The organism is Staphylococcus caseorum (assembly GCF_049943195.1).
Classification (GTDB): Bacteria; Bacillota; Bacilli; order Staphylococcales; family Staphylococcaceae; genus Staphylococcus; species Staphylococcus equorum_A.
Genome location: NZ_JBNFUA010000001.1, coordinates 1076056 through 1099182, shown reverse-complemented (window position 1 = coordinate 1099182; position 23127 = coordinate 1076056). Strand labels below are relative to the sequence as shown.

Here is a 23127-nt window from a genome sequence, read left to right as displayed (position 1 = left end):
TTATACTTGGAGGGAATACGATGGTAGACCAATTTAATTCAATGACTGAACTTTTGTTACAGACAAGTGAAGGTAAAGATTGGGAAATTCATACGCGGCGAGCAAGTCAGCCAATGATTATTACGGCAGTCCATGGTGGGGCGATTGAACGTGGCACAACTGAACTTGCTCAATCGATAAGTGAGCGTGGTAACTATGATTTTTATACTTTTAAAGGTGTACGTCATAATAAAAATCACGAACTACATGTGACATCAAGACATTTTGATGAGCCAAAACTGTTACAAATGATCGATGATAATCGGCATGCGATTTCTGTTCATGGTTGCATGGGTGATAAACCAGAAGTGTATATTGGAGGAAAAGATCAAACACTAATAAAATATATTAAACACTATTTATCTGAAATTAATATCATTGTTAAAGATGCACCATCCCATATTTCTGGACTTCACGATGATAATTTTGTTAATTGTTGCCAACACAAAGCTGGCGTTCAGTTAGAATTAACTGCGCGTCTAAGAAAAAATTTCTTTATTAACAAAAAATATAATCTTTATGATAGAGAAAATCGAGATAATTGGTCTCCGTTAATGGCTGATTTTACGCAAGCAATCATTGATGCTGTAAACCATTATCAAAATGAGCGCAATTAACCATTTATGATGTTATTTTAACCAACATTAGAAATAATATTTGCAAAACAAAACATAATGAGATATTATAGACATATTATATCTATAATAGGAAGTTGATAAACAAATGAAATGTTCTAAGGCAACAGATTATGCATTACACGCTTTATTATTTATGATAAAAAGTGACGGCGATTCAAAAAGAATACCAGTACAAGACTTAGCAGCCGTATTGAAAGTTTCTACGACTTATTTATCTAAAATTTTAACACGACTTGTAAAAGCTGGGATAATTTCAGCAAATAGTGGTGCAAAAGGCGGCTATCAATTAAAAAATGGATGGCAAGATGTTTCAATTTATGAAATTATTGTAACTATAGATGGCAAACAAAGCTTACTCGAAGATAGTTTTAGTCATGGTGAAGGGTGTTCTATTAAACAAATTATGGATGAAGCGGAACGTAGTTTAATAAATAATTTAGAACAAAAAAAATTAAAGGACTTGGCTTAACGCTAAGTTCTTATATTATTCGATTAATTATAGATATTAAGAGTCTTTAAAAGGTGTAAAGGAGTGAAATAAATGGATTATGAAATCATAGTTATTGGTGGCGGTCCTGCTGGTTTAAGCGCAGCATTAAATTTTGGAAGAGGTATGATGCATACATTAGTTATCGATGAGGATAAACCACGAAATCGAGTGACATCAGAATCACATGGTTATTTAACACAAGATGGTATTTCACCAACTGAATTCAAACAAAAAGCAAAACAAGATATTGCTAAATACAAAGATGTATCATTTTTAGCAGAACGTGTTATAGATATTAAAGAAAATGATGAAGGATTTGAAGTTTTTACCCAAGCACAATCATTTACAGCTAGACAAGTGTTACTCGCAACAGGATTAAAAGAACAAGGACCAGACATACCTGGTTTCAATGATTTTTATGGACAATCTATATTTTATTGTCCGTGGTGTGATGGCTATGAAATGCGTCATCGTAAGTTGGCTGTCATATATTCCGTTGAGATGATGACACATATGGTTAAATTATTAAGCAACTTTTCAAAAGAACTTATCGTTTTTACAAATGGGGAAAGTGTTACAGCCGAAGACAAAGCTTGGCTTAAAGCTAAAAATATTGATATATATAGCGAACCCATCGCTGATTTAAGCGGGGAAAATGGTCAATTAACTCATGTTAAATTGTCAAACGGCGATAAAGTTGAAGTTGAAGGTGCATTTAGCCAAATGCAATGGGATACTCATTTTGATTTCTTGGAAAATTTGAGTTTAGAGCGTGATGAAAATAAAAAATTTGAAGTCAATGCTTTTGGTGAAACTTCGATTAAGCATTTTTATATTGCAGGTGAAACAAAAGATAATTTCGCGGGTCAAATTATAGATGCAGCAGCTAATGGTGGTATGGTTGCTAAAATGATAATAATGACACAAATTAGTGAAGATTTTTAAAATAAATCTTATGATATAAATGATTAACGTTTTATATCTATGCCTTGAACATCTTATTTGATAAACTAAAAGATAAGTAAAACATATAAGGGGCTGAAGAAATATGCATGATACGTTAATGAGTGTCCAAATTATTCCGAAAACTGCTAATGGTGAAGATGTTATACCTTATGTTGATGAAGCGATAAAGATAATTGACGATTCTGGTTTGACTTATAGAGTTGGACCACTAGAAACGACAGTACAAGGTGAGATGAATGAATGTTTGATCTTGATTCAAAAGTTAAATGAGCGTATGGTTGAATTAGAAATACCGAGTACGATTAGTCAGGTTAAGTTTTATCATGTCCCTGAAGGTATTACAATCGAGACACTTACTGGAAAATATGACGAAATTTAAAAAATAAATAATAAACAAAAACGATTCAACATATCAAGATGTTGAATCGTTTTTATTTATTGGGAAAGACCTTTTGCACTTTGGGTTTAAATTTAATATAATGAAGTAATGATTATGGATAAAGTTATAGAACTTTGAACGTCTAGGTTGAAATACCAAAGTATAAAACATATTTAAAAACACTTGTTCTTAGTTTATATGATATAGAAAGGATTTTGTAGAGTGAATGAAGAGCAAAGAAAAAGTACTTCTATAGATATTTTAGCTGAACGAGATAAGAAGCCTAAAGATTATAGCAAGTATTTTGAGCATGTCTATCAACCACCAAGTTTAAAAGAAGCACGTAAACGCGGTAAAGAAGAAGTAAACTATAACCGTGATTTTCACATAGATGAAAAATATCGTAATATGGGTCAAGGGAAGACCTTCTTAATTAAAACATATGGTTGCCAAATGAACGCGCATGATACAGAGGTCATGGCTGGTATCTTAGGCGCTTTAGGTTATACAGCAACAGAGGATATCAATCAAGCTGATGTGATTTTGATTAACACATGTGCAATACGTGAAAATGCGGAGAGTAAAGTGTTTAGTGAGATTGGTAATTTAAAACACTTAAAACGAGAAAAACCAGAAACAGTTATCGGCGTATGTGGCTGTATGTCACAAGAAGAATCAGTTGTTAACAAAATTCTCAAATCGTACCAGAACGTTGATATGATTTTCGGAACACATAATATTCATCGTTTACCAGAAATTTTAGAAGAAGCTTATTTATCAAAAGCGATGGTTGTAGAAGTATGGTCAAAAGAAGGAGACGTTATTGAAAACCTTCCTAAAGTGAGAAAAGGTAATATTAAAGCTTGGGTAAATATTATGTATGGTTGTGACAAATTCTGTACATATTGCATTGTGCCTTTTACAAGAGGTAAAGAACGTAGTAGACGTCCAGATGATATCATTGCTGAAGTAAGAGATTTAGCGCGTCAAGGTTATCAAGAAATTACGCTGCTGGGTCAAAACGTTAACGCTTATGGTAAAGATATAGAGGGCTTAGAATATGGTTTGGGTGATTTATTAGAAGATATTACACAAATTGATATACCAAGAGTGAGATTTACTACAAGTCATCCTTGGGACTTTACGGATCGTATGATTGAAGTTATTGCTAACGGGGGCAATATTGTACCTCATGTACATTTACCAGTTCAATCAGGTAACAATGCAGTATTAAAAATTATGGGGCGTAAATATACACGTGAAAGCTATTTAGATTTAGTAGATAGAATTAAAACGAAGATACCTAACGTCGCACTGACTACGGATATTATCGTAGGTTATCCAAATGAAACTGAAGCACAATTTGAAGAAACTTTAACATTGTATGACGAAGTTGAATTTGAACATGCATATACTTATATTTATTCACAAAGAGATGGTACACCAGCAGCGAAGATGAAAGATAATGTGCCTTTAGACGTGAAGAAAGATAGATTACAACAATTAAATAAAAAAGTGGCTTATTATTCAGAACGAGCTATGAAACAATATGAAGGCGAAGTCATCCAAGTATTGTGTGAAGGTGCTAGTAAGAAGGATAATACTGTGTTAGCAGGCTATACTTCAAAAAATAAACTCGTTAACTTTAAAGCACCTAAAGAAATGATAGGTAGAATTGTAGATGTACAAGTTGATGAAGCGAAACAATTTTCATTAAATGGTACATTCTTACGCATGAGTGAAAAAGCAGTGGTGACTCAATAATGTATGAAAAAGATGACATATTAGCTGAAGCAAATCGCATTAGTGAACGAATCAAATCATTGGATACAGTTAAAGATTATCACACTGTAGAACAACAAATTCATTACAATAAAAATATTGAACAACGCATGAAAGATTTAAAGAAAACACAAAAGCAATCCGTAAACTTACAAAATTACGGTAAAACAGAAGCGCTAAAACAATCTGAAGGTAAAATACAAGGTATTGAGCAAGATATTAATGTATTACCTATAGTGGAAGAGTTCAGAGAATCACAAACTGAAGCCAACGATTTATTACAAATGATGATAAGTACAATGTCTGATCGTTTAAATCAACATGAACAAAATGACGACTAGCGTGTAATGTACTTTCAGGAAAGGAATGAACCGAATGAAGACAATTAAGACGAAAAGGTTAACTTTAACCGCAATATTCATCGCTATTAATGTAGTGTTGAGTAGTATCATTGTCATTCCGTTAGGCCCTATTAAAGCAGCACCTATTCAACATTTGATTAATGTACTATGTGCTGTGTTTGTTGGTCCGTGGTTTGGACTAGCTCAAGCATTTATTTCTTCTGTATTACGCATGATTTTTGGTACTGGTAGCTTCTTCGCCTTTCCTGGAAGTATGGTAGGTGTACTACTCGCAAGTGGTTTTTATCATTACCGTAAGCATATCTTCATGGCTGCGGTGGGTGAAGTGATAGGAACAGGTATTATTGGTAGTATAATTTGTATTCCATTAGCTTGGATACTTGGCTTTTCAGATTTTGCTATTAAACCATTAATGTTAGCATTTATCGTTTCTAGTATTATTGGTGCTATCATCAGTTATATATTATTAATGATATTGAAAAGAAAAGGCATATTAAAACGCTTCTTATAAGCTATGTCAGATTTACGATACGAGATTAAGACTCAAATAACTAATCAGGAAGTTTTAGATGGATAACGAAACAAGTTATGTCGTGCTATTATTCTTGATTACTTATAGAGACTTAGTCTCGTTTTTTTATTAAGAATTATGAATATTTTACATTTACTATATTAATAACTATATAGATAAATTAAGTTACATAATTTTTTGAGCGGTATTGTTTTGGAGTTAATCCAATAGAGCGTTTGAAAACTTTAATAAAGTAGCTTTGATCTGAAAAGCTGAGTTGATGTGCTATTTCAGAAATAGATAAACTTGAGTTATCTAGCCATAATTTAGATTCTTCTAGTTTTTTTTCTGTAATATAGGCGCTTATCGTAATACCAACTTCCTTCTTGAATAAATGAGATAAATATTTAGAACTTAAATTTACATGATTTGCTAATATATCTAAAGTTAAAGGTTGATATAAATGGTTATAAATATATTGTTGTACTAAATTAATAGGTTTTGTATATTTAGAACTATTTAATGTCTTAACTTGATTGGCAAATTTTACAAAAATATATTCTACAGATTTTATTAAATCAATTTCTTTTTCTACTTCTATCTTTTGAATGAGTAGATCACTCATTGAGTATGCTACTTCGTAGTGTAATCCACCTTCAATTGCTGATCTACTCGCTATAGCTACAGCAGAAATAGCAAGATTCTTATCATTACGAATAAGGTTATCAGGCGTAACTACGCCGACTGAGTCTAAATTAATTGTATTTTTAAAAATTCTTTTTATGTTATCAATATCTCCATGTTTTATATATTCATTAAATTTGTTTTCTAACAAAATATCATGATGTAGTTGTTCATTTAGTCGTTTAATAGAAAGTTCGAAATCAATATTATTTTCTAAAACGGGCGTATTTATAGATTGTTCTTTGATAGTTGATAGTGAAATTTGCTTTCTAAATAACAAAAAATAAATGAGTTGCCCCATATGAATGAGGTCACTTTTTTCATATGTAGGAATAGAGTTAAAATAAATTTGCAAATTCTTTTTTAAATAAAGTGGTACTTTATAACGCTTTATATAATCATAAAAAAGACTATGAGTCACTTCCTCTAACACACAAGGCCCCATAGTAAAGTCAAAATCTTCTGTTCGTATACATAAATAATATTCCATATCATTAAGAGATTTAATTATGGGCATTTCAAAAGTAGATTCAATTCCCATAAATAGATCTTTATATAACTTATCTGTGCTAAGAAAAGGGTTTTCTCGATTTGAAAATTTATATTCTTTAATAGTGATATTTGCACTACTTATTAAAATATTCATACCAGTATTGGATTGTATCATATTACATATATAATCAAGTTCATCGTTTATAGCGCAATTCATAATACTTCCTCCTTATTGATAGAAAATATACTATTTATATGGAAAAAGTGCAATTAAATATTTTGTGGAAGGGATAGAATGGGGGATACAAGGAAAAGTTTTATTTATTATGTTGTGAGTAAATAAAAGGAGTGATACTACTGTGGATATTGTTCGAAAAAAATTAAGTGAAGATAAAAAAGAAAATGCTATGGGTAGTATGAAGTTATTAACTAAGCTTCCTGGACCTGCATTAGAATATTTGATTCGATTCAATCTTAAAACCTTTAGAAAAGCTATGGAAAATCAAGATCAAAAACTATTAAACTACAGTCGCTCAATCTATAAAGAAACGTATAAAATTTACGGATGGAAAAATTTAATTTCATTGAATGTATACCGAAATGATAGCGACGCGAATGACAAGAAACCGTTACTTTATTTTATTCATGGTGGTGCATTTATTGGTGGTTCTTCATATGTGAATGATAATTTCATGAGAGCACTTGCCGACAAAACAGGTTACATTATTGCAGGTATAGATTATACCTTATCACCTGAAGCTAAATACCCAGAGGCATTGAACGACTGTTATAAGGGATTAAACTATTTATTGAAATACGCGGGTGATTTTGAAATTGATACAACTCGAATTAGTATAGCCGGAGATAGTGCAGGGGGGAATTTAGCAGCGTCATTAATATTAAAATTAGCAAAAGAAAATATTAAAATCCAAAATCAAATTTTATACTATCCTTTAACAGATTTAGTTTCTTTAGATAAACCCAGCTATAAACAGCAAGGTGCAGCTTTTCAAGACATGAAAAAACTGATTTATGTATGTCAACGCTTATATTTAAAGAACAAAAAAGACAGAAACTTACCTTATGTATCGCCATTAAGAGCAAATATACCAACTGAAATGCCTGATACTTTGATTATGGTAGCTGAAAATGATGGGCTAAAAAGTGATGGTATAGCTTATGCTGAGTTATTAGAAAGATCCGGACATAATGTGTCATGCTTATTGTATGAAAATGCATATCATGCGTTCATAAATGACCTTGGATATTCACCTGAAGCTGATGATGCACTTGAAGAAACAATTCATTTTATTACAAACTAAACAAGATAATTTTGATAAATAAATAATTCATTTGGAACTACGCGTATTTCGTAATACTTATTTTAAGGGAGAGGTATCTTATGAAAAATAATGAAATAATTCAAAATCTAACATTAGAAGAGAAAATTAAAATTGTAACTGGACAGGCATTTTGGTATACACATGACTTAGAAGATAAGGGATTAAATGCACTACTACTAACTGATGGTCCTTCTGGGGTAAGAAAGCAAGAAGAGGGAGCTGATGCTTTAGGCTTAAATCAAAGCATTGAAACAATTAGCTTTCCAAGTTTAGCATTAATTGCTAGTTCATTTGATAAAAAATTGCTACGTCAATATGGTGAATATTTAGGACAAATCGCAAAAAGTGAAAAAGTTAATGTGTTGTTAGGTCCTGGTATAAATATTAAAAGAAATCCTTTGGCTGGTAGAAATTTTGAATACATGTCCGAAGATTCTTTAGTTGCTGGTAAACTTGCAACAGCTTATATTAATGGCATACAGACTCAAGGCATTGGTTCAAGTGTAAAACACTTTGCCGCTAATAATAGAGAGAATCAACGTTTTACCAATTCTTCTAATATGGATGAACGCACACTGAGAGAAATTTATCTTAGTGCATTTGAAACAGTCGTGAAATATGCTCAGCCAGCTACGATTATGAGTTCTTATAATGCCATTAACCATGTTCCCGTTTCGGAGAATAAATGGCTACTTACAGATGTGCTAAGAAATGAATGGGGGTACCAAGGTGTCGTTGTTTCTGACTGGTCGGCGGTAAAACAGCGTTCTAATTCATTAAAAGCAGGGCTCAATTTAGAAATGCCTGGTAAGGGAGAAAGCACATTGACTGAAGTAACAAAGGCTATAGAAAGTGGCGAATTGGACGAGCTTATATTAGATATTTCAGTGGATCGTGTTTTAACGTTAATAAAACAACATCAAATCAAAGATGAAGCACAGTCTTATGACAAAGCAAGCTATCATGATTTCTCAAGAGTACTAGCAAGTAAAAGTATTATTTTATTAAAAAATGAAAACAATAACTTACCATTAAATTCGTCGTCATTAGGCTTGATTGGTGAGCTTGCGGCTAAACCAAGAATTCAAGGTGGCGGTTCTTCTAAAGTTAATCCATATAACATTGTAACGCCATTGGATGCTTTTAATACACATCAAGTTGAATATGCTCAGGGTTATTATATTAGTAATCATGAAATAGATCAAAAGCTTCAACAAAAAGCAGTAAAAGTAGCTCAACAAAATGACCAAGTAATATTATTTTTAGGTTACCCTGAAAGTTATGAAACTGAAGGATTCGATAAAAATGCTTTAGCATTACCAGACAATCAATTAGCATTATTAGATGCAGTAACGAGTGAGAATCAAAATGTAACTGTGGTTTTACAAAATGGCGGGACAGTACTTATGCCTTGGGCACATAAAGTGAAATCTATTGTCGAAACCTATTTATCAGGTGAAGCGGTAGGAGAAGCGATCAAAGATGTATTAACTGGTAAACAAAATCCAGCAGGCAAATTAACAGAAACTGTTCCAAAACGAATTGAAGATGTTCCTTCGTATTTAACATTTACTCAAAGTAAAGCAGAAGAAGAATACAGAGAAGGGATATATGTTGGTTATAGATATTACGATACAAAATATATCAAAACGCAATTCCCATTTGGTCACGGTTTAAGTTATACAACTTTTGAGTACGCTAATGTCCAAGTTGCACCTCAAGAAAATAGTTTGGAAATTAATCTAGATATCAAAAATACTGGGAAAATATTTGGGGAAGAAGTTATACAAATTTATATTGGTAACCGTGCAAGTGATATAGATATGCCGCTCAAAGAACTTAGAGATTTTGAACGTATTGCTTTAGATGCAAATGAATCAAAAACAATTACGTTTGATATACCTTATAAAGCTTTGCGCTGGTTTAATAATAATACAAGACAGTGGCAAATAGATGATGGAGACTATGTAATATATGTAGGTTCATCAGTTGAAGATATTAGATTAGAGCAATCAATTACTCTAGATATAACTAATCAAACAAAATCGCATTGGATCCATGAAGATACTTATGTATATGAATTAGTGTTAAGGAAAAATGAAATCAAACAATCACTGAAACAATATCAATTAGACGAAATCATAGATAAAGTAACAGAAGATCCAGAATTAGCTCCACTTTTTGAAAATTTACCATTACGTTCACTCATTATGCTTGATATGGATATAGCGACAGTACATGACTTTATCAATGACGCAAATGATGAATTAAAGAATAAATAATTATATGTAAATTGCTTGTTATAAACAAGCGACTGTAGGATATAAAGTTATTGAATGTTATAATATGATTATTAGGATTTGTAGTATAAATACAAAATGAGGCTGGGACATAGCACATGTCTCAGTCTCATTTTTGTTGGTGAGGCTAATATCGCTTATTTATCATTACATTTGCATAGACAATATACATATAACATATATGCATCTATATAGTTTGAATACATCAAATTAAGGTTTTTCTAAGAACGCTTATAAAGGCGTTTGATAATAATTAAGCTTTAACGCTACGATTGAATAAATAGGCGTAATATCTAAAATTATGTTAAAATTTAAGAGTTAAATTAACTAATGAAGTTAAAGAAAATTAAACGAAAATGGATAGCATTAAAGAGGCTTTCGCTACAAAAATGAATATGAAAACACGCTCAGTGCATATTTTAAATGTGTGCTACATGACTATAAATACATATTCAAAGATACAATAATAATTGAATTTAATGTTTGAAAAGTAAGAAACTAATAGAAGGATTGTGAAATATCAAAATGACTAACCAAACTCCTATGATGCAACAGTATTTAAAAATAAAATCACAATATCAAGATTGTCTATTATTTTTTAGATTGGGCGATTTTTATGAAATGTTTTTCGATGATGCGAAAGAGGCGTCAAGAGTATTAGAAATCACTTTGACGAAAAGGGATGCCAAAAAAACGAACCCAATACCGATGTGTGGTGTACCTTATCATGCAGCAGATGGCTACATTGAAACATTGATTAGCAATGGATATAAAGTAGCTATATGTGAGCAAATGGAAGATCCAAGACAGACTAAAGGTATGGTTCGTCGTGAAGTTGTTAGAATCGTTACACCTGGAACGGTAATGGATAAAGGTGGCGTTGATGAAAAACAAAACAACTATATATTAAGTTTTGTGAAAGATAATGTCGCTTACGCATTAAGTTATTGTGATGTTTCAACTGGAGAATTGAAAGTTACACATTTCGAAGATGCAGCGACACTAATGAATGAAATTACAACTATTAATCCTAATGAAATCGTCGTAAACGAGAATATTGATGATAATTTAAAACGACAAATCAGTTTAACAACTGAAACGATAACGGTATTATCGGAAATTTCAGATGCACAGTATAGTGTGAATACTATGACGGAAGACAACTTATTTAATGCGACACAATTGTTGTTAGATTATATATATCACACACAAAAAAGAGATTTATCCCATATTGAAGCAGTTGTTAAATATGAAGCGGTAGACTTTATGAAAATGGATTTTTACGCTAAACGAAATTTAGAATTAACAGAAAGTATTCGTTTAAAAACTAAAAAAGGAACATTGCTCTGGTTAATGGATGAGACTAAGACGCCAATGGGTGCCAGACGATTAAAACAGTGGATTGATAGACCACTTATCCATAAAGCACATATAGAATCTCGCTTAGATACAGTAGAACAGTTTATTAATCATTTCATCGAAAGAGATACATTAAGAAATCATTTGAATCAAGTTTATGATATTGAACGCTTAGTAGGCCGTGTAAGTTATGGCAACGTCAATGCACGCGATTTAATTCAGTTGAAACATTCTATTTCAGAAATCCCAAATATTAAAAATCTACTTAATGATTTTGATGAACAGATGACTGCACAATTTAAAGCGCTAGAGCCCTTAGATGAATTACTTGGCTTACTAGAAGAAAGTTTAAAAGAAGAACCACCAATTTCTGTAAAAGAGGGTGGCCTTTTTAAAACTGGTTTTAATAGTGAGTTAGACGAGTATTTAGAGGCATCTAAAAATGGAAAGTCATGGCTAGCTGAATTACAGGCTAAAGAACGCCAACGTACTGGCATTAAATCATTAAAGATTAGTTTTAATAAAGTGTTTGGTTACTTTATTGAAATTACTAGAGCGAACTTACAAGACTTCGACCCCACAGCATTTGGTTATCATCGCAAGCAAACATTATCTAACGCAGAACGTTTTATCACAGATGAATTGAAAGAAAAAGAAGACATCATTCTTGGCGCTGAAGATAAAGCAATCGAATTAGAATATAAATTGTTTGTTCAGCTAAGAGAAAAAATTAAAACCTATACAGAACGTTTACAAAAACAAGCAAAAGTTATATCAGAACTTGATTGTTTACAAAGTTTTGCAGAAATTGCGCAAAAATATAACTATGCACGTCCGAATTTTAGTGAAGATAAAACACTACAATTAACAAATTCGCGTCATCCGGTTGTCGAACGCGTGATGGACCATAATGATTATGTGCCAAATGATTGTGAATTAGATCAAGATACATTTGTCTATTTAATAACTGGACCTAATATGTCGGGTAAATCCACTTATATGCGTCAAGTAGCCATAATTAGTATTATGGCCCAAATGGGAGCATACGTCCCTTGTGAATCTGCAACACTCCCAGTCTTTGACCAGATATTTACAAGAATAGGCGCCGCAGATGATCTTGTATCAGGTAAAAGTACATTTATGGTTGAAATGTTAGAAGCACAGAAAGCACTCGCACATGCGACAGAAAATAGTTTGATTATTTTTGATGAAATTGGAAGAGGTACATCGACGTATGATGGATTAGCACTTGCACAATCGATGATAGAATACGTTGCGAATACGTCTCATGCTAAGACACTATTTTCTACGCATTATCACGAGTTAACAACTTTAGATCAATCTTTATCTTGTTTGAAAAATGTGCATGTAGCAGCAAACGAATATAAAGGTGAACTTATCTTCTTGCATAAGGTTAAAGATGGCGCAGTAGATGATAGTTATGGTATTCAAGTAGCTAAATTAGCACATTTACCTGATGAAGTAATTTCACGTGCGCAAGTTATATTAGATGCGTTTGAACAGACTGATAAACAAGAAAACCAAGTCGTAGTTAACAAACTTGAAGTAGACTCAAGTATTCAAGAAGCGCAATACTCAAATGTAGAAGAAGCAGTTGCAACATATCCTGAGCAATCTGAATATGCAAAACAGGATGATAATAGAAATCAATTTGAACAAACAGCATTTGAACTATTTGATGCGCCGGTCGAGCAATCTGAAATAGAAAATGAAATTAAGACGTTGAATTTATCTAACATGACGCCGATAGAAGCATTAATTAAATTAAGTGAATTACAAAAACAATTGAAATAGAGGTGAAGTCAAATGGGTAAAATTAAAGAGTTGCAAACATCATTAGCGAATAAGATTGCTGCTGGGGAAGTTGTTGAACGTCCAGGCTCAGTAGTCAAAGAGTTATTAGAAAATGCCATTGACGCCCAAGCGACTGAAATCAATATCGAAGTTGAACAATCTGGCGTAACATCCATTCGTGTCGTTGACAATGGTACGGGTATTCATATAGAAGATTTAGGTCTCGTCTTTCATCGTCATGCAACAAGTAAACTAGATGCAGATGATGACCTGTTTCATATTCGCACACTTGGATTCCGTGGAGAAGCATTAGCGAGTATCTCTTCTGTTTCCAAAGTGACACTGAAAACATGTACAGATAATGAAGAAGGCCAAGAGATTTATGTGGAAAATGGTGAAATTCTTAATCAAAAACCTGCAAAAGCGAAACAAGGTACTGATATATTAGTTGAATCATTATTTTATAATACACCAGCGCGCTTAAAATATATTAAAAGTTTATATACTGAATTAGGTAAAATTACTGATATCGTAAATCGTATGGCAATGAGTCATCCAGGCATTCGTATTTCACTTATTTCAGATGGCAGAACGATTTTAAAAACAAATGGTTCAGGACGTACAAATGAAGTAATGGCAGAAATATATGGGATGAAAGTGGCTAAAGATTTAGTACATATCTCTGGTGAAACGAGCGACTATCGCTTAGAGGGATATGTTGCTAAACCAGAACATTCCCGAAGTAATAAACATTATATATCTATTTTTATTAATGGTAGATATATCAAAAACTTTTTGATAAACAAAGCAATTTTAGAAGGTTATCATACACTGCTAATGATTGGCAGATTCCCGATTTGTTATATTAATATTGAAATGGATCCGATACTGGTCGACGTCAATGTGCACCCAACTAAATTAGAGGTACGTTTATCTAAAGAAGATCAGTTGTTTGAATTGATTGTAGAAAAAATACGAGAAGCTTTTAAAGATCGTATTTTAATACCACAAAATGATATGAATAAATTGACGCAGAAAAATAAAGTGCTGGATAAATTTGAACAACAGAAAATTGATTTTGAGAAACGTAAACAGCAAAGAGATGCTACACATTCAACGAATTTGAATTTTGACCTTGATGATAATGAGCCCAATGAAACAAATCAATCTAATCAAGCCTTAGATCATACACTCTCAAGTCCGAATACCTCCTCAGAGGATTCCTATTCAGTGCAAGAATCGACTTATGATTATGCTAAGACGCAAAGAGATGTCTTGACAGATATGGAAGAACAAGATATTACTAATACATTAGCACCTTCTGAAGATGTAGCTGAAGCACCAGATATTAAAGGGAGTATCAGTAGCAATTCTTCACAGCGTGTACCTTATATGGAAGTCGTAGGTCAAGTACATGGCACATATATTATTGCGCAAAATGAGAACGGTATGTTTATGATCGATCAACATGCTGCGCAAGAACGGATTAAATACGAATATTTTAGAGAAAAAATAGGTGATGTGTCTAATGAAATACAAAATTTATTAATTCCTTTAACTTTTCACTTTTCCAAAGACGAGTTGATGATTATCAATCAACACGTAGAAGAATTAGATAAAGTGGGTGTGCATTTAGAACCGTTTGGTGGTAATGATTATATTGTTGATAGTTATCCAGTGTGGTTTCCTGCTGCTGAAGCGGAAGAAATTATTAAAGATATGATTGAGTATGTCTTAGAACATAAAAAAGTGAATGTTAAAAAAATACGTGAAGAAGCTGCTATAATGATGAGTTGTAAGAAATCAATTAAAGCAAATCACTATTTAAAAAATAATGAAATGGCAGATTTAGTGAATCAATTGAGAGAAACAGAAGATCCATTTACATGTCCACATGGCAGACCGATAATCATTAATTTTTCAAATTATGAATTAGAACGCTTATTTAAGCGTATTATATAGGAGGTTAGTGGATGAAGCCATATATTTTACCGGCTATTCGCTCAATGAAAGATTTAGAAAAACTGATACAGACAGATTATAAAGAATGTGTGTTATTAGATACGCATATAGGTCATATTAAAAGTATTATGGAATTGATGAAGAAGAATAATATAGAAGTGTATATGCATATTGATTTAATTAGAGGTATGAGTCACGATGAATTTGCTTGTGAATTTATCATTCAAAACTATCATCCCAAAGGCATCGTATCGACAAAAACGAAAGTTATAAACAAAGCCAAAGCGTTGAATACGACTACCGTTTTCCGTGTATTTATTCTAGATAGTCATGCACTAACTAGAAGCATTGAGCTTATAAAACGTGTTGAGCCTGACTTTGTTGAAGTGTTGCCAGGTATAGCAACAAAGCCAATAAAAATCATTAATGAACAGACGAATACGTCTGTGATTGCTGGTGGATTGATTAATGACGTTGAGGAAGTTGATGTTGCGGTAAAAAATGGTGCGAAATATATCACTACAAGTGATCGGGATTTATGGTAATAAAGCTAAAGCAGTTAAATTAACAATCGTTCTATTAAAGCATAAAGATTGAATGATGTTGATCATAATGTAATTGTCTTAACAGAATTAGCTATTTTAGAAACAGATTAAATCATTTTATTAATGTATAATCATTTCTAAAGATTATAGCTAATTCTTTTTTATACCATTTTTTAATGATTAAGTATCAATTTATGTAAATTAAAAGCCTAGGGGGAACATTTAATGATAAAACCGAGGAAATTATTAAGAGGCGATACTGTTGCTATTGTATCTTTATCTTCTGGTTTAGCCGGAGAAGATTCTATTTTATGGCGAACAAAACAAGGAATCGAACGACTGGAATCCGTATTTGGTTTGCATGTAAAAATCATGCCCAATGCACTCAAAGGTATTAAATATGTTCGTGAACACCCTGAACTGCGTGCTTCAGATTTAAATGAAGCATTAAAAGATAGTGAGGTAAAAGCGATTATAAGTTGTATTGGTGGTGAAGATGCCATTAGCATATTACCCTATGTAGATTTTCAAGCAATTTACGATAACCCCAAAATTTTTTCGGGTTATTCTGATTCAACGACTGTGCACATGATGTTTTATAAAATGGGTATCGTTAGTTTTTATGGACAAGCTTTATTAACAGATTTTGCGGAGAATATAGAAATGGATAGCTATACAATTAAAGATATTGAAAAATGTTGGTTCAATGATTCAGCAATTGGCGAACGATTGCCTACGCCTTATACAAGACCAACAGGATTAGAATGGAAAGTAGAAAATAAAAATATTGCTAGGACTAAAAGAGACAACCAAAGTTATGAAGTTATAAATGGGGCCGGTGCTGTGAGTGGCCATTTAATTGGAGGTAATTTAGAAACATTTGTGAGTTTGATAGATACTCCCATATTTCCGGAATTAGAGCATTTCAATCATGCGATACTTTTTTTAGAAACTTCAGAAGATACACCATCTCCTTTAGAATTTTCGAAAATGTTTAATCAATTATTACAAATAGGGGTGTTAGATAAAGTAGAAGGCATTGTTTTTGGTAAACCATTTAATCAAATATATTATGAAGCGTATAAAAATGAAATATTAAAAATTATTAAAAGAAGTAATAAACCAAGCATTCCAATTTTATATAATTTGTCATTTGGACACAATGAACCCAAGCACAGCATGCCTTATGGCTTATCAGCAAAAATTAATTGTCATACTCAGCAATTCGAAATTAAAGAAAGCGCTGTTATTGATTTTTAAATTGTGGCAATTTTTTTACAAAAAAGATTGACAACGCTTTCAATAGAGGTGTAAGATGAACACAAGTTAATAATTAGAACAGAGATGGGAGATTTCTACAGTCATTAAACCAGTGGTTCAACACTGGACATAATTGTAGGAGTCTCTTTGTCTTTTTTTAGGAGGAGTCTCTATGAGTGTATATTTTGCTGAATTATTGGGAACAGCAATATTAGTATTATTTGGGGGTGGCGTTGTTGCCAACGTTAATTTAAAACGAAGCAATGGTAACGGTGCTGATTGGATTGTAATTGCTACAGGTTGGGGACTTGCCGTAACTATGGGCGTTTACGCTACTGGTGAAATATCTGGTGCGCATTTAAATCCGGCTGTTACTTTAGCGTTCGCAATGGACGGTGCATTAAGCTGGGGTATGGTTCCTGGATACATCATTTGTCAAATACTTGGTGGTATCATCGGTGGTATTTTAGTTTGGTTAATGTATTTAGCACAATGGAAAGCAACTGAAGATAAAGATACAAAATTAGCTGTGTTTTCTACAGCACCAGCAATAAAAAATTACTTTGCCAACTTTTTAAGTGAAATTATTGGTACTGCTGCTTTAACAATGGGTTTATTATTCATTGGAATGAATAAAATAGCTGATGGCTTAAATCCATTAATTGTTGGTAGTTTAATTGTTGCGATTGGTTTAAGTTTAGGTGGTCCAACTGGTTATGCCATTAATCCTGCTCGTGATTTAGGACCTCGTATCGCACATGCCATTTTACCAATAGCTGGTAAAGGCAAATCAAATTGGAGTTATGCAATTGTTCCGGTTTTAGGACCTATTACAGGTGGTATGATGGGTGCGGTCATTTATAGATTGTTCTATAAAGGTGCGTTTGATATGATGTCTATTGTATCAATCGTGTTATTAATTGTAACAATTGCGCTTGGAATCGCTTTAAACAAAGCAAAAAGTGCAAAAGGTATCGAAACAATTTATTAAATAAGTTTTAACTGTCCTGTTTATACGTTAAAATATAAACAGGTCTTATATTATAAAAAAATAAGTAATATGAATATGTTTGTTGAATTATTAAAAAGAAATGTATACAGATAGATTGTTGGGAAACATACATTTCACATACATTATTTATTCAACAAATATAATAAAGGGGAGATTATCAATATGAAAAAATATATTTTGTCAATTGACCAAGGTACAACAAGTTCAAGAGCGATTCTTTTTGACCAAGATGGGAAAATCCAAGGCGTAGCACAACGTGAATTCAAACAATATTTTCCTAAATCTGGTTGGGTAGAACATGATGCAAACGAAATTTGGACGTCTGTATTGGCAGTTATTGCTGAAGTGCTTAATGAAGAAAATGTTGGCGCAGATCAAATCGCGAGTATCGGTATTACAAATCAACGTGAAACAGCAGTAGTTTGGGATAAACATACGTCACGTCCAGTCTATCACGCAATTGTATGGCAATCGCGTCAAACACAAAGTATTTGTCAAGACTTAAAAGACCAAGGTTTAGAAAGCAAATTCCGTGAAAAAACAGGCCTTTTATTAGATCCTTACTTTGCAGGTACAAAAGTAAAATGGATACTTGATAATGTTGAAGGTACAAGAGAAAAAGCTGACAACGGTGACTTACTATTCGGAACAATTGATTCATGGTTAGTATGGAAATTATCAGGTGGGCAAGCACATATCACAGATTATACAAATGCAAGTCGTACATTAATCTACAACATTCATGATTTAGAATGGGATCAAGAATTATTAGACATTTTAGAAATTCCGAATTCAATGCTACCTGAAGTAAAATCTTCTAGTGAAGTTTATGCTAATACTGTGGATTATCATTTCTTCGGTAAAGAAGTGCCAATTTCTGGTATCGCTGGTGACCAACAAGCAGCACTATTCGGCCAAGCATGTTTCGACCGTGGTGATGCGAAAAACACTTATGGTACTGGTGGATTCATGTTAATGAATACAGGAGAAGAAGCTGTAACTTCTAAGAGTGGTTTATTAACAACAATCGCGTATGGTATTGATGGTAAAGTCAATTATGCACTTGAAGGTTCTATCTTCGTTTCAGGTTCTGCAATTCAATGGTTAAGAGATGGACTCAGAATGATTAATTCAGCGCCACAATCAGAAAATTATGCAGAACGTGTCGAATCAACTGAAGGTGTATACGTTGTGCCAGCATTTGTTGGTCTTGGTACACCATACTGGGATGCAGAAGCACGTGGTGCTATTTTCGGACTTACACGTGGTACTGAAAAAGAACATTTCATTCGTGCTACTTTAGAATCATTATGTTACCAAACACGTGACGTATTAGAAGCGATGGAAAAAGATTCTGGTATTAAAGTAAATAATTTACGTGTCGATGGCGGCGCAGTTAAGAATAATTTCATTATGCAATTCCAATCCGACATTTTAAACATTGGTGTTGAACGTCCAGAAATTAGCGAAACAACAGCATTAGGTGCAGCATACTTAGCTGGACTTGCAGTTGGATTCTGGGATAGTAAAGATGAAATTGCTAACCGTTGGAAATTAGAAAAACAATTCAATCCAGACATGGAAGAAAAAGAAAGAGAAAAATATTATAAAGGCTGGAAGAAAGCTGTAGAAGCTACTCAAGTCTTTAAATTAGATGATGAGTAAAAAAATTAGACTTAAAAGTGTTATCTGTGCTACAATACGGGTAAGTTAATAATATCGAGATGAGAAATGAGAGATTCAATTCGTACAATTATATATGTATGGGATGGGTCTCTCTTTTTTTAATACTTTAGGAGGCGCTGGATTTTATGAGTTTATCAACTTTAAAAAGAGAACAGATTAAGAAAGAATTGAAAAATGACGCTTATGACGTTGTGATTATTGGTGGCGGAATTACCGGAGCTGGGATTGCTTTAGATGCCAGTAACAGAGGTATGAAAGTCGCTTTAGTAGAAATGCAAGACTTTGCACAAGGTACAAGTTCACGTTCTACTAAATTAGTACATGGTGGATTACGTTATTTAAAACAGTTACAAGTAGGCGTTGTAGCAGAAACTGGTCGCGAACGTGCGATTGTTTATGAAAATGGTCCACATGTAACAACACCAGAACGCATGTTATTACCATTGCATAAAGGCGGATCTATGGGTAAATTCACTACATCGATTGGTTTAGGCGTTTATGATAGATTAGCAGGTGTTAAAAAAGCTGAACGTAAAACAATGTTAAATGCAAAAGAAACACTTGCAAAAGAACCACTTGTTAAAAAAGCTGGTCTTAAAGCTGGTGGCTCTTATGTTGAATACCGTACAGACGATGCTCGATTAACTATCGAGGTAATGAAACGTGCTGAAGAAAAAGGCGCTACTATCATTAACCATACAAAATCTGTTCATTTCACATATGATTCAAATGAAACAGTTAATGGTATTCAAGTAGAAGACCAAATTAGCAATGAAACTTACCCAATTAAAGCTAAAAAAGTTATCAATGCAAGTGGACCATGGGTAGACGAAGTACGTAGTGGCGATTATGCACGTAACAATAAAGAATTACGTTTAACAAAAGGTGTTCATGTTGTAATTGATCAATCTAAATTCCCACTAGGTCAAGCTGTATACTTTGATACAGAAAAAGATGGCCGTATGATTTTTGCTATTCCACGTGAAGGCAAAGCATATGTTGGTACTACAGATACTTTTTATGACAATGTTAAGACATCACCATTAGTTAACCAAGAAGATAGAGATTATTTAATTGAAGCAATTAACTATATGTTCCCTGATGTTAACGTATCTGATGAAGATATCGAATCATCATGGGCTGGTGTAAGACCACTTATTTTAGAAGAAGGTAAAGATCCTTCGGAAATTTCTCGTAAAGACGAAGTTTGGGAAGGTAAATCTGGTTTATTAACAATTGCAGGTGGTAAATTAACTGGTTACCGTCATATGGCAGTAGAAATTGTTGATTTATTAGCAAAACGCTTAAAATCAGAATATAAACTTACTTTCGCTAAAGCGGCAACAAAACACTTACCAATCTCTGGCGGCGATGTAGGCGGCAGTAAAAACTTTGATAAATATATTGAACAAAAAGTTGAAGATGCAAAAGCTTATCAAATAGACGAAGCGACTGCACGTCACTTTGTATCTAAATATGGTTCAAACGCTGAAGAGCTATTCAAAATTGCACAAACTGCGCAATATCAAGAAACTGGTTTACCATTAGATATCTACACAGAATTAATTTATTCAATTCAAAATGAAATGGTTCACCGTCCAACAGATTTCTTTATCCGTCGTACAGGTAAATTATATTTCAAAATTGATGATGTATTAAATTATAAAGAACAAGTAATTGATGTAATGGCTGAATTATTAGGCTATACAAATATTCAAAAAGAATTATATACAAAAGAATTAGAAACTGCGATTACAGAAGCACAAACAGGTAATAACCAACCAGCAGTTAAAGAATAAATATGTATAAATAGTAAAACTGGCGACAAGGTCTTAGGACTTTGTCGCCAGTTTTTGTTTGTCTACCTCAATATATCTTTGTGTTACTTTATATCATAATATGTATAGATATCTTTTTCGTTGAAAGGGACAGATAAATCTAAAAAGTAAGGGCTTTGCCACTTTTGTGTTTTTAATGCAGTCTTGTTTAAATTTGATTCCCAATTGGGATAAACACGCATTGCCATTTTGCCTTTGTATTGGGTTGAAGTTAAGACGCCATTTGCTAACAAAATATCTTTCGGAAAAATAAATTGTCCTTTACGATCACCATCAATAATATTAATAACCAAGTAATCTTTAGAACCCTCGCAATTAAAAGGAGTATTTTGAGCTATTTCATTTTTATGCCACATTGCAACAAAATAACCAGTTTTTTTAGGTGTCTTCTTAGCTAACCGACTTTTAAAAGTATGATGGGCTAAGTTAAAATTAAAAGCCTCATATTCATGATTCCATTTTTCAACTTCAAAATTAATTGGAGAAAAGTCATTTACCATTTCGTGCATTTTATTTATTAACTTTTTAGAAGCATAATTTTCAAACATAATAAACCAACCTTTGCTAAATTATATTTAAGTCTTTGTTTTCTGAATCAAGTAATATAAAATCTAATTACTGTGTTGAAAGCATTAATATACCTAAGATAACTATAAAAATATAAATCCATTTTTCAAAATGATTATGGTGTGTCTTTTTCGATAAATACTTACCTAATAAAACTGCAACAATCAATACAGGTAAAGTAGCTAAGAATAATTGAATAGTTTGACTCGTCCATATACCACCCAACAATTGACCTATGACAACAAAGATAGCTGTTAATAGAAAATGAGCCTGAATTGTACTTTTAAAGTCTTTAATATGCCATTGACTTAGCGTTCCGAAAATAACGATTGGTACACCATGAGAGTTATAAACACTGCCTAGCACGCCGGAAACAAGTCCTGCCAAAACTTCCCATAGAGAAGATTTAAGTTTAATTTTAGCGTGATGGGTAAGAAAAACGGTCTTGATAAATGCATAAATACCATAAAAGATTAGAAAAATAGCTAACAGTAATTGTATTTTTCCAGTATCAAAATGATGGAGTATCCATATGCCTATAGGTATGCCGATTAAACTACCGGACATCATGACTGCCAAAGTCTTATATTTAATATGCTTCATTTCAGAAAAAATATTGAATAAAGCCACAGTTAGACCAGCGATACCCACTAAAGATATAGCTGTTTTTATATCTAAACCTATTAAAGCTAATAAAGGCATGCTGATTAAAGCTTCTCCAAAGCCAAAGTATGTTCGGACTAAAGCACCTAAGAATATAGCTAATAAAATAAAAATAAAAATCGTTATATCCATTAGATGTCCTCCTCGACGAATTGTTGTTTGTTTTACATTTTATGATGAGCATGATTAACTCAATACCTATTATTGATTCAATACTTGATATTGAGTATAACATTTTTAAAATAGAATCATATTAGGGTTTCGAAGGATTATTGCATTTTTATTGGTGAGAACATTTTCTTAAGTATTTATAAAATCAATGTTTTTTAATATATCGTTGTCTAGTGGTTAACGTTTTGCATTCTATTTGATAACATTGAATTTTGAGGGTATATTGTATAGTATAAGAAGATTGAAATGATGCATGATTTGGG

19 protein-coding genes are annotated in these 23127 nt (G+C 32.6%); 16 read left to right on the top strand and 3 right to left on the bottom strand.

Annotated features, from left to right (window positions below; genetic code table 11):
• The first annotated feature begins 20 nt into the window (after positions 1-20).
• The 7 genes from ACP3TL_RS05730 (at position 21) to thiW (ending at position 5167) form a co-directional block, all read left to right on the top strand.
• The gene (locus tag ACP3TL_RS05730; protein WP_069815971.1) at positions 21-656 is read left to right on the top strand and encodes a poly-gamma-glutamate hydrolase family protein; all 636 of its coding nucleotides are present in this window, start codon (positions 21-23) and stop codon (positions 654-656) included.
• Between the two features lie 106 nt (positions 657-762).
• Positions 763-1146 carry an RrF2 family transcriptional regulator gene (locus ACP3TL_RS05725; protein WP_069815969.1) on the top strand — a complete coding sequence of 128 codons (384 nt, stop codon included), beginning with the start codon at positions 763-765 and terminating at the stop codon, positions 1144-1146.
• A gap of 72 nt (positions 1147-1218) precedes the next feature.
• On the top strand, positions 1219-2112 hold the full coding sequence (locus tag ACP3TL_RS05720; RefSeq protein ID WP_069832852.1) for an NAD(P)/FAD-dependent oxidoreductase: 894 nt from the start codon (positions 1219-1221) through the stop codon (positions 2110-2112).
• 103 nt (positions 2113-2215) lie between these two features.
• Positions 2216-2512: a thiamine-binding protein gene (locus tag ACP3TL_RS05715; RefSeq protein ID WP_069815965.1), complete on the top strand. Its 297-nt coding sequence runs from the start codon at positions 2216-2218 to the stop codon at positions 2510-2512.
• 222 nt (positions 2513-2734) lie between these two features.
• A complete protein-coding gene (gene miaB / locus ACP3TL_RS05710) occupies positions 2735-4276 on the top strand; it encodes a tRNA (N6-isopentenyl adenosine(37)-C2)-methylthiotransferase MiaB (RefSeq protein ID WP_069832851.1) in 1542 nt (513 codons plus the stop codon).
• Positions 4276-4635 carry a YlbF/YmcA family competence regulator gene (locus tag ACP3TL_RS05705; RefSeq protein WP_069815961.1) on the top strand — a complete coding sequence of 120 codons (360 nt, stop codon included), beginning with the start codon at positions 4276-4278 and terminating at the stop codon, positions 4633-4635. The genes miaB and ACP3TL_RS05705 overlap by 1 nt, the downstream gene beginning before the upstream one ends.
• A 34-nt stretch (positions 4636-4669) precedes the next feature.
• Positions 4670-5167, top strand: a complete 498-nt coding sequence (thiW, locus tag ACP3TL_RS05700) for an energy coupling factor transporter S component ThiW (RefSeq protein ID WP_069815959.1) — start codon at positions 4670-4672, stop codon at positions 5165-5167.
• A 181-nt stretch (positions 5168-5348) separates the two neighbouring features.
• On the opposite strand, the gene ACP3TL_RS05695 is transcribed toward thiW, so the two are convergent.
• Positions 5349-6560, bottom strand: coding sequence for an AraC family transcriptional regulator (locus ACP3TL_RS05695; protein ID WP_069832850.1), 1212 nt, complete (start codon positions 6558-6560; stop codon positions 5349-5351).
• Positions 6561-6702: 142 nt separating this feature from the next.
• Here ACP3TL_RS05695 and ACP3TL_RS05690 point away from each other — a divergent pair, with 142 nt between their 5' ends.
• From ACP3TL_RS05690 to ACP3TL_RS05650, 9 genes are all read left to right on the top strand, one after another.
• Positions 6703-7665, top strand: coding sequence for an alpha/beta hydrolase (locus ACP3TL_RS05690; protein WP_069832849.1), 963 nt, complete (start codon positions 6703-6705; stop codon positions 7663-7665).
• 80 nt (positions 7666-7745) lie between these two features.
• Positions 7746-9968: a beta-glucosidase gene (locus tag ACP3TL_RS05685; RefSeq protein ID WP_069832848.1), complete on the top strand. Its 2223-nt coding sequence runs from the start codon at positions 7746-7748 to the stop codon at positions 9966-9968.
• Between the two features lie 543 nt (positions 9969-10511).
• Positions 10512-13160, top strand: a complete 2649-nt coding sequence (gene mutS / locus ACP3TL_RS05680) for a DNA mismatch repair protein MutS (RefSeq protein WP_069832847.1) — start codon at positions 10512-10514, stop codon at positions 13158-13160.
• Positions 13161-13172: 12 nt separating this feature from the next.
• A complete protein-coding gene (gene mutL / locus ACP3TL_RS05675; protein WP_069832846.1) occupies positions 13173-15122 on the top strand; it encodes a DNA mismatch repair endonuclease MutL in 1950 nt (649 codons plus the stop codon).
• Between the two features lie 11 nt (positions 15123-15133).
• Positions 15134-15667, top strand: coding sequence for a glycerol-3-phosphate responsive antiterminator (locus ACP3TL_RS05670; protein ID WP_069832845.1), 534 nt, complete (start codon positions 15134-15136; stop codon positions 15665-15667).
• Positions 15668-15892: 225 nt separating this feature from the next.
• Complete coding sequence (locus tag ACP3TL_RS05665) at positions 15893-16927, top strand: S66 family peptidase (protein ID WP_069832844.1); 1035 nt, start codon at positions 15893-15895, stop codon at positions 16925-16927.
• A 172-nt stretch (positions 16928-17099) separates the two neighbouring features.
• Positions 17100-17918, top strand: a complete 819-nt coding sequence (locus ACP3TL_RS05660) for an MIP/aquaporin family protein (RefSeq protein ID WP_069832843.1) — start codon at positions 17100-17102, stop codon at positions 17916-17918.
• Positions 17919-18101: 183 nt separating this feature from the next.
• On the top strand, positions 18102-19604 hold the full coding sequence (gene glpK, locus ACP3TL_RS05655; protein ID WP_277575823.1) for a glycerol kinase GlpK: 1503 nt from the start codon (positions 18102-18104) through the stop codon (positions 19602-19604).
• A gap of 146 nt (positions 19605-19750) precedes the next feature.
• The gene (locus ACP3TL_RS05650; protein ID WP_285325591.1) at positions 19751-21424 is read left to right on the top strand and encodes a glycerol-3-phosphate dehydrogenase/oxidase; all 1674 of its coding nucleotides are present in this window, start codon (positions 19751-19753) and stop codon (positions 21422-21424) included.
• A gap of 83 nt (positions 21425-21507) precedes the next feature.
• Here ACP3TL_RS05650 and ACP3TL_RS05645 read toward each other — a convergent pair whose 3' ends face one another.
• Both ACP3TL_RS05645 and ACP3TL_RS05640 read right to left on the bottom strand, forming a co-directional pair.
• Positions 21508-22011 (bottom strand): MepB family protein, encoded by a 504-nt coding sequence (locus ACP3TL_RS05645; protein WP_069832840.1) that lies wholly within the window; start codon positions 22009-22011, stop codon positions 21508-21510.
• Positions 22012-22078: 67 nt separating this feature from the next.
• Positions 22079-22825, bottom strand: a complete 747-nt coding sequence (locus ACP3TL_RS05640) for a sulfite exporter TauE/SafE family protein (protein WP_069832839.1) — start codon at positions 22823-22825, stop codon at positions 22079-22081.
• Positions 22826-23127: the final 302 nt, after the last annotated feature.